This window comes from Pseudomonas fragi, from assembly GCF_002269505.1.
GTDB lineage: Bacteria > Pseudomonadota > Gammaproteobacteria > Pseudomonadales > Pseudomonadaceae > Aquipseudomonas > Aquipseudomonas fragi_D.
In genome coordinates, this window is record NZ_NQKQ01000007.1 from 76,730 (window position 1) to 91,181 (window position 14,452).

13 protein-coding genes are annotated in these 14,452 nt (G+C 58.3%); 9 read left to right on the top strand and 4 right to left on the bottom strand.

Annotation, left to right across the window (positions count from 1 at the left end):
* Positions 1 to 66 precede the first annotated feature (66 nt).
* From def to CJU81_RS08525, 5 genes are all read left to right on the top strand, one after another.
* Positions 67 to 573 carry a peptide deformylase gene (gene def / locus CJU81_RS08505; RefSeq protein ID WP_095027753.1) on the top strand — a complete coding sequence of 169 codons (507 nt, stop codon included), beginning with the start codon at positions 67 to 69 and terminating at the stop codon, positions 571 to 573.
* A 122-nt stretch (positions 574 to 695) separates the two neighbouring features.
* Positions 696 to 1,646, top strand: coding sequence for a methionyl-tRNA formyltransferase (gene fmt / locus CJU81_RS08510; RefSeq protein WP_095036245.1), 951 nt, complete (start codon positions 696 to 698; stop codon positions 1,644 to 1,646).
* Positions 1,643 to 2,953 carry a 16S rRNA (cytosine(967)-C(5))-methyltransferase RsmB gene (rsmB, locus tag CJU81_RS08515; protein WP_095036246.1) on the top strand — a complete coding sequence of 437 codons (1,311 nt, stop codon included), beginning with the start codon at positions 1,643 to 1,645 and terminating at the stop codon, positions 2,951 to 2,953. The genes fmt and rsmB overlap by 4 nt, the downstream gene beginning before the upstream one ends.
* A 19-nt stretch (positions 2,954 to 2,972) precedes the next feature.
* A complete protein-coding gene (gene trkA / locus CJU81_RS08520; RefSeq protein ID WP_094999591.1) occupies positions 2,973 to 4,349 on the top strand; it encodes a Trk system potassium transporter TrkA in 1,377 nt (458 codons plus the stop codon).
* Between the two features lie 10 nt (positions 4,350 to 4,359).
* Positions 4,360 to 4,680, top strand: a complete 321-nt coding sequence (locus tag CJU81_RS08525; protein WP_095036247.1) for a tetratricopeptide repeat protein — start codon at positions 4,360 to 4,362, stop codon at positions 4,678 to 4,680.
* Positions 4,681 to 4,785: 105 nt separating this feature from the next.
* Here the strand turns inward: CJU81_RS08525 and CJU81_RS08530 are convergent, their stop codons facing one another.
* Complete coding sequence (locus tag CJU81_RS08530; protein WP_095027757.1) at positions 4,786 to 5,673, bottom strand: lysophospholipid acyltransferase; 888 nt, start codon at positions 5,671 to 5,673, stop codon at positions 4,786 to 4,788.
* Between the two features lie 153 nt (positions 5,674 to 5,826).
* The gene (locus CJU81_RS08535) at positions 5,827 to 6,384 is read right to left on the bottom strand and encodes a DNA-3-methyladenine glycosylase I (RefSeq protein ID WP_095036248.1); all 558 of its coding nucleotides are present in this window, start codon (positions 6,382 to 6,384) and stop codon (positions 5,827 to 5,829) included.
* An 81-nt stretch (positions 6,385 to 6,465) separates the two neighbouring features.
* Here CJU81_RS08535 and glyQ point away from each other — a divergent pair, with 81 nt between their 5' ends.
* The 4 genes from glyQ to CJU81_RS08555 all read left to right on the top strand — a co-directional run bounded on the left by glyQ (position 6,466) and on the right by CJU81_RS08555 (position 10,877).
* A complete protein-coding gene (gene glyQ / locus CJU81_RS08540) occupies positions 6,466 to 7,419 on the top strand; it encodes a glycine--tRNA ligase subunit alpha (protein ID WP_095027759.1) in 954 nt (317 codons plus the stop codon).
* Positions 7,416 to 9,470 (top strand): glycine--tRNA ligase subunit beta, encoded by a 2,055-nt coding sequence (glyS, locus tag CJU81_RS08545; protein WP_095036249.1) that lies wholly within the window; start codon positions 7,416 to 7,418, stop codon positions 9,468 to 9,470. The genes glyQ and glyS overlap by 4 nt, the downstream gene beginning before the upstream one ends.
* 4 nt (positions 9,471 to 9,474) lie before the next feature.
* The gene (gene gmhB, locus CJU81_RS08550; protein WP_176464815.1) at positions 9,475 to 10,014 is read left to right on the top strand and encodes a D-glycero-beta-D-manno-heptose 1,7-bisphosphate 7-phosphatase; all 540 of its coding nucleotides are present in this window, start codon (positions 9,475 to 9,477) and stop codon (positions 10,012 to 10,014) included.
* A gap of 77 nt (positions 10,015 to 10,091) precedes the next feature.
* Positions 10,092 to 10,877, top strand: a complete 786-nt coding sequence (locus tag CJU81_RS08555) for a lysophospholipid acyltransferase family protein (RefSeq protein ID WP_095036250.1) — start codon at positions 10,092 to 10,094, stop codon at positions 10,875 to 10,877.
* Positions 10,878 to 11,050: 173 nt separating this feature from the next.
* On the opposite strand, the gene CJU81_RS08560 is transcribed toward CJU81_RS08555, so the two are convergent.
* A complete protein-coding gene (locus tag CJU81_RS08560) occupies positions 11,051 to 12,673 on the bottom strand; it encodes an MFS transporter (protein ID WP_095036251.1) in 1,623 nt (540 codons plus the stop codon).
* A 90-nt stretch (positions 12,674 to 12,763) separates the two neighbouring features.
* A complete protein-coding gene (locus tag CJU81_RS08565) occupies positions 12,764 to 14,425 on the bottom strand; it encodes a GMC family oxidoreductase (protein ID WP_095036252.1) in 1,662 nt (553 codons plus the stop codon).
* Between the last annotated feature and the right edge of the window lie 27 nt (positions 14,426 to 14,452).

Here is a 14,452-nt window from a genome sequence, read left to right on the forward strand (position 1 = left end):
CTCGAGTCCACAGGACCCACCTGACAACCGTTTTTGAATCTTTCACACAGTGCACCAATCATACTTATGGCTATTTTGAACATCCTCGAATTCCCAGACTCGCGTCTGCGTACCATCGCCAAACCCGTGGCGGTTGTGGACGACGAAGTCCGTCAGTTGATCGATGACATGTTTGAAACCATGTACGAGGCGCCGGGGATCGGCCTGGCCGCGACCCAGATCAACGTGCACAAACGCATCGTGGTCATGGACCTGAGCGAAGATCGCAGCGAACCGATGGTATTTATCAACCCCGAGTTCGAGATCCTCACCGACGAGATGGGCCAGTACCAGGAAGGCTGCCTGTCGGTACCGGGTTACTATGAGAACGTTGATCGCCCGCAGCGCGTCAAGATCAAGGCGCTGGACCGTGACGGCAAGCCGTTCGAAATGATCGCCGAAGGCCTGTTGGCCGTGTGCATTCAACATGAGTGCGACCACCTCAACGGCAAGCTGTTCGTCGATTACCTGTCTACGCTCAAGCGTGACCGGATCAAGAAGAAGCTGGAAAAACTGCACCGCCAGAACGCTTGATCAACATTTACATGGCACATCGCGGGCAAGCCCGTTTCTGCACCGGTTGCAGGAGCGGGCTTGCCCGCGGTGGTTTCCAGGCCGGGATTGTTCCCGACCACTCTATTCCAAGTGAGTAACCCATGACTGAGCCATTGCGCATCGTCTTTGCTGGCACCCCAGAATTCGCCGCCGAACATCTCAAGGCACTGCTGAACACGCCTTACGAGATCGTCGCGGTTTACACCCAACCGGATCGTCCGGCAGGGCGCGGGCAAAAGCTGATGCCAAGCCCGGTCAAGCAGCTTGCCCTGGAGCACAACATCCCGGTGATGCAGCCACCTACCCTGCGCGCGCCTGAAGCTCAAGCCGATCTGGCCGCGCTCAAGCCGGACTTGCTGGTGGTGGTGGCCTACGGCCTGATCCTGCCGCAGGTGGTACTGGATATCCCGCGCCTGGGCTGCATCAACAGCCACGCATCCTTGCTGCCGCGCTGGCGCGGAGCCGCGCCGATCCAGCGCGCCATCGAAGCCGGCGACAGTGAAAGCGGTGTGACCGTGATGCGCATGGAGGCGGGTCTGGATACCGGCCCCATGCTGCTCAAGTCCGTGACCGCAATCACCGCCGATGACACCGGTGGCAGCCTGCATGACCGCCTCGCCGAACTGGGTCCTCCGGCCGTTATCCAGGCCATCGCCGATCTGGCGGCAGGTACCCTGGAAGGTGAAGTCCAGGATGACAGCCTGGCGACCTACGCCCACAAATTGAACAAGGACGAAGCACGCATCGACTGGAACCGCCCGGCGGTTGAGCTGGAGCGCCTGATTCGCGCCTTTAATCCGTGGCCGATCTGCCACAGCACGCTCAACGGCGAAGCCCTGAAAGTGCTGGCCGCAAGCGTGGCCGACGCTCAAGGCCCAGCGGGGCAGATTCTCGCCGCCAGCAAGGAGGGTCTGATCGTGGGTTGCGGTGAAGGTGCCTTGCGCCTGACCCGTCTGCAATTGCCCGGTGGCAAGGCGCTGAACTTCAGCGATTTTTTCAACAGCCGTCGTGAGAAATTCGCCGTCGGTACAGTTTTGGGTGCCGCACAATGAATCCTCGTCTGGCTGCCGCCAAGGCCCTGACTGCCGTGCTCAACGGCAAGGCATCGCTCAACAGTTCGTTGCCGCTGCAACTGGACAAGGTTGAGGTGCGTGACCGCGGCCTGACCCAGGACCTGGCATTCGGCACAGCTCGCTGGCAGCCACGCTTGTCGGCGCTGGCCAACAAGTTGCTGCAAAAACCTTTCAAGGCCGCTGACGCAGACGTCGAAGCCCTGTTGCTGGTGGGGCTGTATCAACTGCTCTACACCCGCATTCCGGCCCACGCCGCCATTGGCGAAACCGTAGGTTGCGCCGACAAGCTGAAAAAACCCTGGGCCAAGGCCCTGCTCAATGCCGTGTTGCGCAACGCCCAGCGTGAGAGCGAAGCTTTGCTGGCCGAGCTTGAGCATGACCCGGTAGTGCGCACCGCGCACCCGCGCTGGCTGCAAAAGTCCCTCAAAGCCTTTTGGCCGCAGCAGTGGGAAGCCATTTGCGCGGCCAACAATGCGCACCCGCCGATGATCTTGCGGGTTAACCGTCGTCACCACAGCCGCGATGCGTATCTGCAATTGCTGGTCGAGGCCGGCATCGAAGCACAGCCTTGCACCTTCAGCCAGGACGGCATCGTGCTGGCTGCGGCTTGCGACGTGCGCAACCTGCCGGGCTTTGCCGAAGGCTGGATCAGCGTGCAGGACGAAGCGGCACAACTGGCTGCCGATTTGCTGGATCTGGCCCCGGGCCAGCGTGTGCTCGACGCCTGCTGCGCCCCCGGCGGCAAGACCTGCCACATCCTGGAAGTTGAGCCCAAACTAGCCGGCGTGGTAGCCGTGGATCTGGAAGCCAAGCGCCTGGTGCGCGTGCGCGAAAACCTTGAGCGGTTGGGCCTGAGCGCCGAGCTGATCGCCGCCGACGGCCGTGACACCGCTACCTGGTGGGATGGCAAGCCGTTCCAGCGCATCCTGCTCGATGCTCCGTGTTCGGCAACCGGCGTTATCCGCCGCCACCCCGATATCAAGCTGACCCGCCAACCGGACGACATTGCCGCGCTCGCCACCTTGCAAGGCGAATTGCTGGACGCGATGTGGCCAACCCTGGAAGTCGGTGGCATCTTGCTCTATGCCACATGCTCGACCTTACCGACCGAAAACACCGAAGTGATTGAAGCGTTCCTGGCCCGTACACCGGGCGCCCGAGAACTGGATATCGCTGGCCAGTTCGGCATCAAGCAGCCCCACGGGCGCCAGTTGCTGGCGCAAGAAGGCGGGCACGATGGCTTTTATTACGCCAAATTGATCAAGATCGCTGCCGCTCGCGGCTAACTGATTAGGGATTACAGGCATGAAAATCATCATCCTCGGCGCAGGCCAGGTCGGCGGTACGCTGGCAGAACATTTGGCCAGTGAAGCCAACGACATCACCGTGGTCGACACCGATGGTGAACGCCTGCGCGACCTCGGTGACCGTCTCGATATTCGCACCGTGCAGGGCCGCGCCTCGCTGCCCAATGTACTGCGCCAGGCAGGTGCGGATGATGCTGACATGCTGGTGGCCGTGACCAACAGCGACGAAACCAATATGGTCGCCTGTCAGGTCGCCTACACGCTGTTTCATACCCCGACCAAGATCGCCCGAGTACGTGAAGCGGCTTACCTGACCCGCGGCGAAGAGCTGTTCGACAACGACGCAATCCCGGTCGACGTACTGATCAGCCCCGAGCAAGTGGTGACCAACTACATCAAGCGCCTGATCGAACACCCGGGTGCCTTGCAGGTGATCGACTTTGCCGAAGGCAAGGCGCAACTGGTCGCGGTCAAAGCGTATTACGGTGGCCCGCTGATTGGGCAGCAATTGCGCCAGCTACGCGAGCACATGCCGAATGTAGATACGCGGGTAGCGGCAATTTTCCGACGCGATCGGCCAATTACACCCCGTGGCGATACCATCATCGAGGCTGACGACGAAGTATTTTTCATCGCCGCCAGGGCCAATATTCGCGCGGTAATGAGCGAAATGCGCCGTCTCGACGAGAGCTACAAACGCATCGTCATTGCCGGTGGCGGGCAGATTGGCGAGCGTCTGGCCGAGGCCATTGAAAGCCGTTATCAGGTCAAGATCATCGAGATGAATCCGGCCCGTTGCCGCTATTTGTCCGACACCCTCGACAGCACGGTGGTGCTGCAAGGCAGCGCCTCGGACCGTGACCTGATGCTCGAAGAGAATATCGCCGACGCCGATGTGTTCCTGGCCCTGACCAACGATGACGAGGCCAATATCATGTCCTCGCTGCTGGCCAAGCGTTTGGGCGCGAAGAAGGTGATGACCATCATCAACAACCCGGCCTATGTGGACCTGATCCAGGGCGGCGAAATCGATATTGCCATCAGCCCGCAGCTGGCCACTATCGGCACCTTGCTGGCCCACGTACGTCGTGGCGATATCGTCAGCGTTCACTCACTGCGCCGCGGTGCGGCAGAGGCCATCGAGGCGATCGCCCACGGTGACTCGAAGTCGAGCAAGGTAATCGGGCGCAGCATCGGTGAAATCAACTTGCCACCGGGCACCACGATTGGCGCGATCATTCGCGATGAGGAAGTGCTGATTGCCCACGACTCAACTGTGATCAATGCGGGCGACCACGTCATACTTTTCCTTGTGGATAAAAAACATATTCGCGACGTAGAGAAGCTGTTCCACGTGGGATTGAGTTTTTTCTAAGGAGTCAGGGATGCTGGAGTCACTGGAAAAGATGCTCGCCAAGGGTGTGGATAACTCATTGCTGCGCTTTGGCCTGGGCAAGGGTTATCTGGACCTTGGGGATAACTTGAAGGCGGCGGAGCATCTGCAACGCTGCGTCGGCTTTGATCCCAAGTATTCGGCAGCCTGGAAGTTGCTGGGCAAGGCACAGCTGGCGGCGGGTGATCGTACGGCAGCGCGGGCGGCATGGGAGCAGGGGATTGCAGCGGCTCAGGCCCATGGCGACAAGCAGGCCGAGAAAGAAATGACGGTGTTTTTGAAGAAGCTGGAGAAGCAACAGCCCTCACCCTAACCCTCTCCCGGAGGGAGAGGGGACTAAAGGCAAAAGCAGATCTGCATAGCGCCACACATCAGCTCCCTCTCCTGAGGGAGAGGGTTGGGGTGAGGGCATAGGGTTTCAGTACCAGCGCGCCTCACCCGGCGGACGCTTTTTGAAGCGCTTCATGCTCCACATGTACTGGCTCGGATACGCCCGCACATACTTCTCGACCACCTTGCTCATGGCCGCACACGAAGTGGCCGTGTCGGTGCTGTACATTTCTTCGGGCGCAGCTTCCAGAATCACTTTGAACCCGGAACCATCCGGCAGGCGCAGCGCGTGCAGAAACACGCCTACTGCCTTGCCGCCCGCCAGCATGTTGGGCACAAACTTGCTGGTCAGGGCCATTGTGCCGAGGAACGGCACAAAAATACCGGCAGACTCAGCGGGCTCCGGATCTGCCGGAATACCCACCTGCCCACCTTTGCGCACTTCCTTGATGACACTCAAAATGCCTTCTTTGGTCGACGCAGCCACACGATTGCCCAGTTGCACACGTTGCTTTTGCAGCAACTCATCCACAGCCTTGAGCTTGGGCGGACGATAAAAAATAATCGGTTTGCACTGGCTGCAATAGAAGTGATTGAGCACTTCCCAGTTGCCCAGGTGGCTGGTGATGCCGACAACGCCCTTGCCTGAGGCCAAAGCGTCCTTGAGCACGTCCAGACCTTCGACTTCACGTACCAGGTCGATCGAGCGCTGAGCTGGCCAGATCCACGCGCAAGCGCTCTCGGTCAGGCTTTTGCCGATGTCCTTGAGGCTTTGCCCTACCAGTTGCTCACGGGCGACCGGGTCCATTTCGGGGAAGCATTTGGCCAGGTTGATGCGCACCACCTCGCGCGAGCGATTGGGCAGTTTCCACATCAGCCAGCCGATGGCCGAACCCACGCGTTGCACCGCGCCCCACGGGAGCATGGCAAACAACCGCAAAGCCCCGACCAGCAAGGCGCCTTTAAACTTTTCCACAGGGTTATCCCATTCAAAACAAAACGGCTTTGTAGTCGCTGACGAGGTACGAGGCTGCGATGGGTTGCGCAGCAGCCCCATTGTTGAAGGTCCTTCGGACCTTATCGCAGCCTTCGGCAGCGACTACAGGATTTAATGCAATTGGCCAGTATTCTAACCGCCGTTGGCCAGTTCCGCGTAACGGTCACAATACGTGGCATGGTCCATGACCATGCCGCTGGCCTGCATAAACGCGTAGCAAATGGTCGGACCGACGAAGGTAAATCCGGCTTTTTTCAAGCCTTTGCTCATGGCTTCAGCCTCAGGTGTCACAGCCGGGAATTCATGGCGTTCAGTGAAGTGGTTGATCTTTGGTTTACCGCCCACAAACGACCATAAAAACTCCACCGGGTTGTCCAGCGCCAGCCAGGCCAGGGCATTGCGCCGTGCTCCGGCCACCTTGAGACGGTTGCGGATAATCCCCGGATCCTGCAACAAAACCTCGATTTCTGCGTCCGTCATAACCGCCAGACGCTGCACATCAAAGCCGAACATGACCTTGCGATAGTGCTCGCGCTTCTTTAAAACCGTGATCCACGACAAACCCGCCTGGAACCCTTCGAGCAATAACAACTCGAACAGCCCATGCGCATCGCGCAGCGGCACGCCCCACTCTTGATCGTGATAAGCGGCATACAGCGGATCTTCTGAACACCAGAAGCAACGTGGCATATAGGCTCCGAGAGGTAGAGGGGCGACCGAATCGGGTATACTCCCGCTCTTTAAATCGCAGCCCAAGAAACAGGTGAATTTGTGAGCCAGCCTACGCCAGCAGTGCGTACCTTCCAAGACTTGATCCTCGCCCTCCAGCAATACTGGGCCGAGCAAGGTTGTGTGGTGCTTCAGCCCTACGATATGGAAGTGGGCGCCGGCACATTCCATACCGCCACGTTTTTGCGCTCTCTGGGCCCGGAAACCTGGAACGCCGCTTATGTGCAGCCCAGTCGTCGCCCGACTGACGGCCGCTACGGCGAAAACCCCAACCGTTTGCAGCACTACTACCAGTTCCAGGTGGTTTTGAAGCCAAACCCGCCAAACTTCCAGGAGCTGTACCTGGGCTCGCTGAAACATATCGGCCTGGACCCGCTGGTCCACGATATCCGTTTCGTTGAAGACAACTGGGAATCGCCAACACTGGGCGCCTGGGGTCTGGGCTGGGAAATCTGGCTCAACGGTATGGAAGTCACCCAGTTCACCTACTTCCAGCAAGTAGGCGGCATTGAGTGCTACCCGGTTACCGGCGAAATCACCTACGGCCTTGAGCGTCTGGCGATGTACCTGCAGGGCGTGGATTCCGTCTACGACCTGGTATGGACTGACGGCCCGTTCGGCAAAGTGACCTACGGCGACGTGTTCCACCAGAACGAAGTCGAGCAGTCGACTTACAACTTCGAACACGCCAACGTCGACAAACTGTTCGAATTGTTCGATTTCTACGAAAGCGAAGCCAAGCGCCTGATCGAACTCGACCAGCCGCTGCCGTTGCCAAGTTATGAAATGGTGCTCAAGGCATCCCACACCTTCAACCTGCTGGATGCCCGTCGCGCGATTTCCGTGACTGCGCGCCAACAGTACATCCTGCGTGTGCGTACCCTGGCGCGTTCGGTGGCTCAGGCGTATCTCGAAGCTCGCGCCAAGCTGGGCTTCCCGATGGCTCCACCTGATTTGCGTGATGAAGTGTTGGCCAAGTTGGAGGCAGTACAATGAGTGCTCAAGATTTTCTGGTTGAACTGGGCACTGAAGAACTGCCGCCAAAAGCCCTCAATACTCTGGCTGATGCCTTCCTCGCCGGGATTGAAAAAGGCCTGCAAACAGCCGGTCTGAAATTCAGCGCGAAAAAAGTCTACGCCGCACCGCGCCGCCTGGCCGTGCTGCTGACCCAGCTGGAAACCCAGCAACCGGATCGCAGCATCAATATCGACGGCCCACCACGTCAGGCCGCTTTCGATGCTGAAGGCAACCCGACCCAGGCCGCCCTTGGCTTTGCCAAGAAATGTGGCGTTGAGCTGAGCGAAATCGATCAGAGCGGCCCGAAACTGCGCTTCAGCCAGGTGATCGTCGGCAAGCCGACCGCCAGCCTGCTGCCGACCATCGTCGAAGACTCGCTCAACGACCTGCCAATTCCCAAGCGCATGCGCTGGGGTGCTCGCAAGGTCGAGTTCGTACGTCCGACCCAATGGCTGGTCATGTTGCTGGGCGACGAAGTGATCGACTGCACGATCCTGGCGCAAAAAGCCGGGCGCGAGTCCCGTGGACACCGTTTCCACCATCCGGAAAACGTGCGTATCAGCGCGCCTGCCAACTATGCCGAAGACCTGCGCAAAGCCTACGTGCTGGCGGACTTCTTTGAGCGTCGCGAGCTGATTTCCAAGCGCGTAGCCGAACTGGCAACGATGCAGGAAGGTACTGCCATCGTGCCACCAAGCCTGCTCGACGAAGTGACTGCGCTGGTTGAATGGCCGGTGCCACTGGTGTGCTCGTTTGAAGAGCGCTTCCTGGATGTACCGCAAGAAGCCCTGATCACCACCATGCAGGACAACCAGAAGTACTTCTGCCTGCTGGACGTTGATGGCAAGTTGCTGCCGCGCTTTATCACCGTGGCCAACATCGAGAGCAAAGACCCGCAGCAGATCATCTCGGGTAACGAGAAAGTGGTTCGCCCGCGTCTGACCGATGCCGAGTTCTTCTTCAAGCAAGACAAAAAACAGACGCTGGAAAGCTTCAACCTGCGCCTGCAAAACGTGGTGTTCCAGGCGCAACTGGGCAGCGTTTTCGACAAAGCTGAGCGCGTCTCGAAACTGGCAGCATTCATTGCTCCGCGCATTGGTGGCGACGCTGTGCGCGCAGCCCGTGCCGGCCTGCTGTCCAAGTGCGACCTGGCCACTGAAATGGTCGGCGAGTTCCCGGAGATGCAAGGTATCGCCGGTTACTACTATGCGCTGAACGACGGCGAGCCTGAAGATGTTGCACTGGCATTGAACGAGCAGTACATGCCGCGTGGCGCTGGCGCCGAGTTGCCGAGCACCCTGACCGGCGCTGCGGTGGCCATCGCAGACAAGCTCGACACCCTGGTGGGCATTTTCGGCATCGGCATGTTGCCTACAGGCAGCAAAGACCCGTACGCACTGCGTCGTGCAGCGCTGGGTATCCTGCGCATCTTGATCGACAAGAAACTAGACCTCGACCTGACTGAAGCTGTGAAATTCGCTGTCAGCGCTTTCGGTGCCAAGATCAAGTCGGCCGGTCTGGCGGATCAGGTACTGGAATTCATCTTCGACCGCCTGCGTGCGCGTTATGAAGATGAAGGCGTGGACGTGGCCACCTACCTGTCGGTACGTGCCCTCAACCCGACGTCGGCACTGGACTTCGATCAACGCGTGCAAGCCGTACAGGCGTTCCGTCAATTGCCGGAAGCCGCTGCACTGGCTGCTGTGAACAAGCGCGTATCGAACCTGTTGAGCAAAGTTGAAGGCACGGTTTCAACTCACGTTGAAGCCCGCTATTTCGACAATGCCAGTGAGTTCTCGCTGTTCTCGGCTATCCAGAAGGCCGATGAAGCCGTACAGCCAATGGCTGCTGCCCGTCAGTACAACGAAGCACTGACCCGTCTGGCCTCGCTGCGCGAGCCGGTGGATGCGTTCTTTGAAGCCGTGATGATCAACGCTGAAGACCCAAGCGTGCGGGCTAACCGCTACGCATTGCTGGCCCGTCTGCGTGGCCTGTTCCTGGGCGTTGCCGATATTTCACTGCTGAGCTGAGGGGTTGCCGTTGAAACTGCTGATTCTCGATCGGGACGGGGTGATCAATTTTGACTCCGACGCTTACATCAAGTCAGTCGAGGAGTGGATTCCACTGCCCGGCTCGATTGAGGCCATTGCGCAGTTGAGCAAGGCAGGCTGGACGGTCGCCATTGCGACCAACCAGTCCGGCATAGCACGCGGCTACTACGATATCGCCACGCTGGACGCCATGCATAACCGTTTACGGGCACTGGTAGCGGATCAGGGTGGCGAGGTCGGATTGATTGTCTATTGCCCACACGGGCCTGACGAGGGCTGCGCTTGCCGCAAACCCAAACCGGGCATGTTGCAAACGATTGCCAACCATTACGGCGCTGATTTGGCCCAATGTTGGTTTGTAGGCGACAGTTTGGGTGACTTGCAGGCTGCACAAGCCGTCGATTCTCAGCCAGTTTTGGTAAAAACCGGAAAGGGCCTACAAACTTTGGCCAAATCATTGCCGGTTAATACCCTAATATTTGACGATCTGGCGGCAGTTGCCGCAGAACTTATCCACAAATAGAGCATCTTCGAACACCAGCCTGCGCCTTGCGCGCAGGCCTGTTACGTCATGCTTTATCCGCAACGGTAAAAGTCGCTATGTCGATACTGCAGGCCATCAGAACCTTCTTCTTTTACCTGCTGCTGGGCACCAGCTCTCTGCTGTGGTGCTCGCTGAGCTTTTTTGTCGCTCCGTTTTTGCCATTCCGTGCACGCTACCGGTTTATTAACGTGTACTGGTGCCGCTGCGCGCTGTGGCTGACGCGGGTGTTCCTGAAAATTGACGTACGGGTTACGGGCGCGGAAAACATCCCGCAACGTCCTTGCGTGATTCTGGCCAACCACCAAAGTACCTGGGAGACATTCTTTCTCTCGGCCTACTTTCAGCCGTTGAGCCAGGTACTCAAGCGCGAATTGCTGTATGTGCCGTTTTTTGGCTGGGCGATGGCGATGCTGCGCCCGATTGCCATCGACCGTGACAACCCGAAGGCTGCGCTCAAGCACATCGCCAAAAAGGGTGATGAGCTGCTCAAGGACAATATCTGGGTGCTGATTTTCCCGGAAGGCACCCGCGTACCGTTTGGCCAGGTGGGCAAATTTTCCCGCGGTGGTACCGCTCTGGCGGTCAACGCCGAGCTGCCGGTGCTGCCGATTGCCCACAACGCAGGCAAGTTCTGGCCCAAGACGGGCTGGGCGAAAAAGGCCGGGACTATCGAGCTTGTCATCGGTGAGCCAATGTACGCCAACGGTAGCGGCCCTCGGGCTATTGCCGAGCTAAACGACCGGGTACAGGCCTGGAACGAGCAGACTCAGCGCGACATGGGTTCGCTGCCTCCTATAGCTAAACCTTCTGAAACGAATGTGAACCAGGCAAATTGTGGATAACTTGTGCACAAGTTTTATTTTTTTGTGGAAAAACAGATGTAAGCTCATGATTTTAATGCTTATTTCAAACATTAAAATATTACCGAAAAACGTGCATAAGTTTTTCTAAGCACATAAAAAACCGGCTTATATCAGCCGGTTTTTTTGTGTCTGTCAGCCCGGTAGGGCTGACCTTAGACCTTATCTATATTCACGTTTCTGGTTTCCTTGAGGCACAGCATACCCACCACCAGGCTGACCCCGGTAATCACCACCGGATACCACAGGCCATAGAAGATATCCCCGGTATACACCACCAGCGCAAACGACACAGTAGGCAGGAAACCACCGAACCAACCGTTACCGATGTGGTAGGGCAGGGACATCGAGGTGTAACGGATACGGGTCGGGAACAGCTCGACCATCACGGCAGCTAGCGGCCCATAAGTCATGGTGGCGATGAGAGTCAGCAGCACCATCACCAGCACTACCATTGGCTGGTTGACCGAACCTGGATCGGCCTTGGCCGGGTAGCCCGCTTCGGTAATCGCAGCGCGCATGGCCGCTTCATCGAAACCGCTGATTTTTATCTCGCCTACCGACACTTGTACTTCAGTGCCCGCTGCCGCTGCCTGCGAGGTGTACGGCAAACCTTGTTTCACCAGGAAAGTCTTGACCTTGTCGCACGGGCTGTCAAAACGCGCCTTGCCTACCGGGTCAAACTGGAAGGTACAGGTCGACGGATCGGCCATCACCACAATCGGTGACTGGCGGCTGGCCGTATCAATCTGCGGGTTGGCGTAATGGCTCAATGCTTTGAACAACGGGAAGTACAGCACCGTGGCCAGCAGCAGGCCGAGCATCAAGATTGGCTTGCGTCCCACTTTGTCAGATAGCCAACCAAAAAAGATAAAAAACGGCGCCCCGATAACCACGCTGATGATCAGCAACATGTTGGCCTGGGCCGGGTCCATCTTGAGCATCTGTGTGAGAAAGAACAGCACATAAAACTGCGCGGTATAGAAGGTCACCGCTTGACCGGCGTTAATGCCGAACAGGGCAATCAGAACGATCTTGAGATTTTCCCATTTGCCGAACGATTCGCGGATCGGCGACTTGCTGGTTTTGCCTTCGGCCTTCATTTTTACGAAAGCAGGCGACTCGTGCATGCTCATCCGGATCCAGGTCGAGATGCCCAGCAACACGATGGACAGCAGGAACGGCAGACGCCAGCCCCAGACTTCGAACTGGTCACCGGTCAGGTATCGGCAACTCAGAACCACCAGCAACGACAACAACAAGCCCAAAGTGGCGGTGGACTGAATCCAGCTGGTGTTGAAGCCGCGCTTGCCGGGAGCGGCGTGTTCCGCCACGTAAGTGGCCGCACCACCATATTCACCGCCCAGCGCCAGCCCCTGAAGCATGCGCAGCACCACAAGCATGATCGGTGCGGCAATGCCGATGCTGGCGTAAGTCGGTAGCAGGCCCACAGCAAAGGTCGATAAACCCATCAGAATGATGGTCATGAGGAAGGTGTACTTGCGCCCGATCATGTCGCCCAGTCGGCCAAACACCAATGCCCCGAACGGTCTCACCAAAAAGCCGGCGGCGAAGGCCATCAGGGCAAAAATGAACGCCGTGGTGTCGTTGACCCCAGCAAAGAACTGTTTGCTGAGCACGGTGGCCAAAGCGCCATACAAGAAAAAGTCATACCACTCGAAAACCGTCCCGAGGGATGACGCAAAAATGATTTTGCGCTCTTCGCGCCCAGTCGTTCCCTTGGCGGTAGCCGCCGGTTGTGCAATTGCGTCTGACATGTTCAATGTCCTCGGCCCTGTGGGCCACAGTGATTATTGTTGTTGTCCACTGCCGGTCTCGGGTGACTGCGTCCGAGACCACGATCGCCTTCAGGCGACCGGTAATGCTGCCGTACGGTTAACGCCTGCTATTTGCTGCGGTGTTTCAAGCGAGGCCTGCACAATCAACTGCGCGGCTTTTTCACCAATCATCAGGGTCGGAGAACAGGTATTACCCGACACGATGCTGGGCATGATCGACGCGTCTGCCACCCTCAAACCCGGTACCCCATGAACGCGCAATTGGGCATCGACCACTGCCTCGGCGTCCTGGCCCATGCGGCAAGTGCCCACAGGATGAAAAATCGTCGTACCAATACGGGCGGCAGCGTCGTACAGCTCTTGCTCGGTTTTCAGGTCTTTACCCGGGAGGTATTCCTCCGGAGTGAAGGCTTGCAAGGCGGCGCTGGCCACGATGCGCCGGGTCAGGCGAATCGCATCTGCAGCGACCTTCAAATCGTCAGGGTGGCTCAGGTAATTGGGGTCAATCAGCGGCGCGTCATCCGGGTTGGCCGAACGTATGTCGACCCGGCCCCGGCTTTTTGGGCGCAAGTTGCAAACCGATGCGGTAAAGGCAGGAAAGGTGTGCAACGGCTCGCCAAAACGCTCAAGGGATAGCGGCTGGACGTGGTACTGCAAGTTGGCAGAAGGCTGGCCCGGATCAGACTTCACAAATGCCCCCAACTGACTGGGTGCCATCGCCAAAGGACCACTGCGATCGTAGGCATATCGCAGGCCCATGCCGACTTTGCCCCACAGGCTGTTGGCAACCTGATTAAGGGTGCGGGCATTGCTCAATTTGAAAATCAGGCGTAACTGCAAATGGTCCTGCAAATTGCCACCCACACCGGGCAGTTCGTGCTGCACTGTTATCCCCAGGCTTTCGAGCAGGGGCCGCGGGCCAATACCCGAGCGCTGCAAGATCCCTGGAGAGCCAATCGAGCCTGCACACAGGATAATCTCGCGACCCGCCGTGAAGGCATGCTGCGCGCCTTGCCAGCGAGCGCTGACCTGGGTGGCCCGACCGTTCTCCAGCAGCACCTTATCGACCTGAACGTCGGTCAGAACGGTCAGGTTGGGACGCTTGAGCACGGGCCGCAAAAAAGCCTTGGAAGCATTCCAGCGCACACCGGCGCGCTGGTTGACCTGAAAGTATCCACAACCCTGATTGTCGCCGCCGTTGAAATCGCTGACGCTGGCAATCCCGCTTTGCGCGGCCGCGTCACGAAAGGCATCGAGGATAGGCCAGCTATAGCGCTGTTGTTCGACCCGCCATTCACCCGTACTGCCATGCAGCTCGGAGTCTCCGGCAAAGTGTTTTTCGCTGCGTTTGAACAGTGGCAGCACGTCACTCCAGGCCCAGCCCGGATTGCCCAGCTCGGCCCAGCGGTCGTAATCGCCTGCCTGACCGCGCATGTAAATCATGCCGTTGATCGAAGAACTGCCACCCAGCACCTTGCCCCGCGGGTAACTCAGGCTGCGACCTTGCAAGCCGGCCTGGGCCTCGGTTTTGAAACACCAGTCGGTGCGCGGGTTACCGATGCAATACAGGTAACCCACCGGGATGTGGATCCACGGGTAGTTATCTTGCCCGCCCGCTTCAAGCAGCAATACGTTGTGACGAGGATTGGCAGACAGCCGATTCGCCAACACAGAACCCGCCGGCCCGGCGCCCACAACGATGTAGTCGTACACCTTATCGGCTGATGGCATTTAGCACCTCGCGCCTTTTATTTATTG

Excerpts from the sequence above, each read along its gene's own strand:
- def (WP_095027753.1), top strand. The coding sequence starts at position 67 with ATGGCTATTTTGAACATCCTCGAATTCCCAGACTCGCGTCTGCGTACC.
- fmt (WP_095036245.1), top strand. The coding sequence starts at position 696 with ATGACTGAGCCATTGCGCATCGTCTTTGCTGGCACCCCAGAATTCGCC.
- rsmB (WP_095036246.1), top strand. The coding sequence starts at position 1,643 with ATGAATCCTCGTCTGGCTGCCGCCAAGGCCCTGACTGCCGTGCTCAAC.
- trkA (WP_094999591.1), top strand. The coding sequence starts at position 2,973 with ATGAAAATCATCATCCTCGGCGCAGGCCAGGTCGGCGGTACGCTGGCA.
- CJU81_RS08525 (WP_095036247.1), top strand. The coding sequence starts at position 4,360 with ATGCTGGAGTCACTGGAAAAGATGCTCGCCAAGGGTGTGGATAACTCA.
- CJU81_RS08535 (WP_095036248.1), bottom strand. The coding sequence starts at position 6,384 with ATGCCACGTTGCTTCTGGTGTTCAGAAGATCCGCTGTATGCCGCTTAT.
- glyS (WP_095036249.1), top strand. The coding sequence starts at position 7,416 with ATGAGTGCTCAAGATTTTCTGGTTGAACTGGGCACTGAAGAACTGCCG.
- CJU81_RS08555 (WP_095036250.1), top strand. The coding sequence starts at position 10,092 with ATGTCGATACTGCAGGCCATCAGAACCTTCTTCTTTTACCTGCTGCTG.
- CJU81_RS08560 (WP_095036251.1), bottom strand. The coding sequence starts at position 12,673 with ATGTCAGACGCAATTGCACAACCGGCGGCTACCGCCAAGGGAACGACT.
- CJU81_RS08565 (WP_095036252.1), bottom strand. The coding sequence starts at position 14,425 with ATGCCATCAGCCGATAAGGTGTACGACTACATCGTTGTGGGCGCCGGG.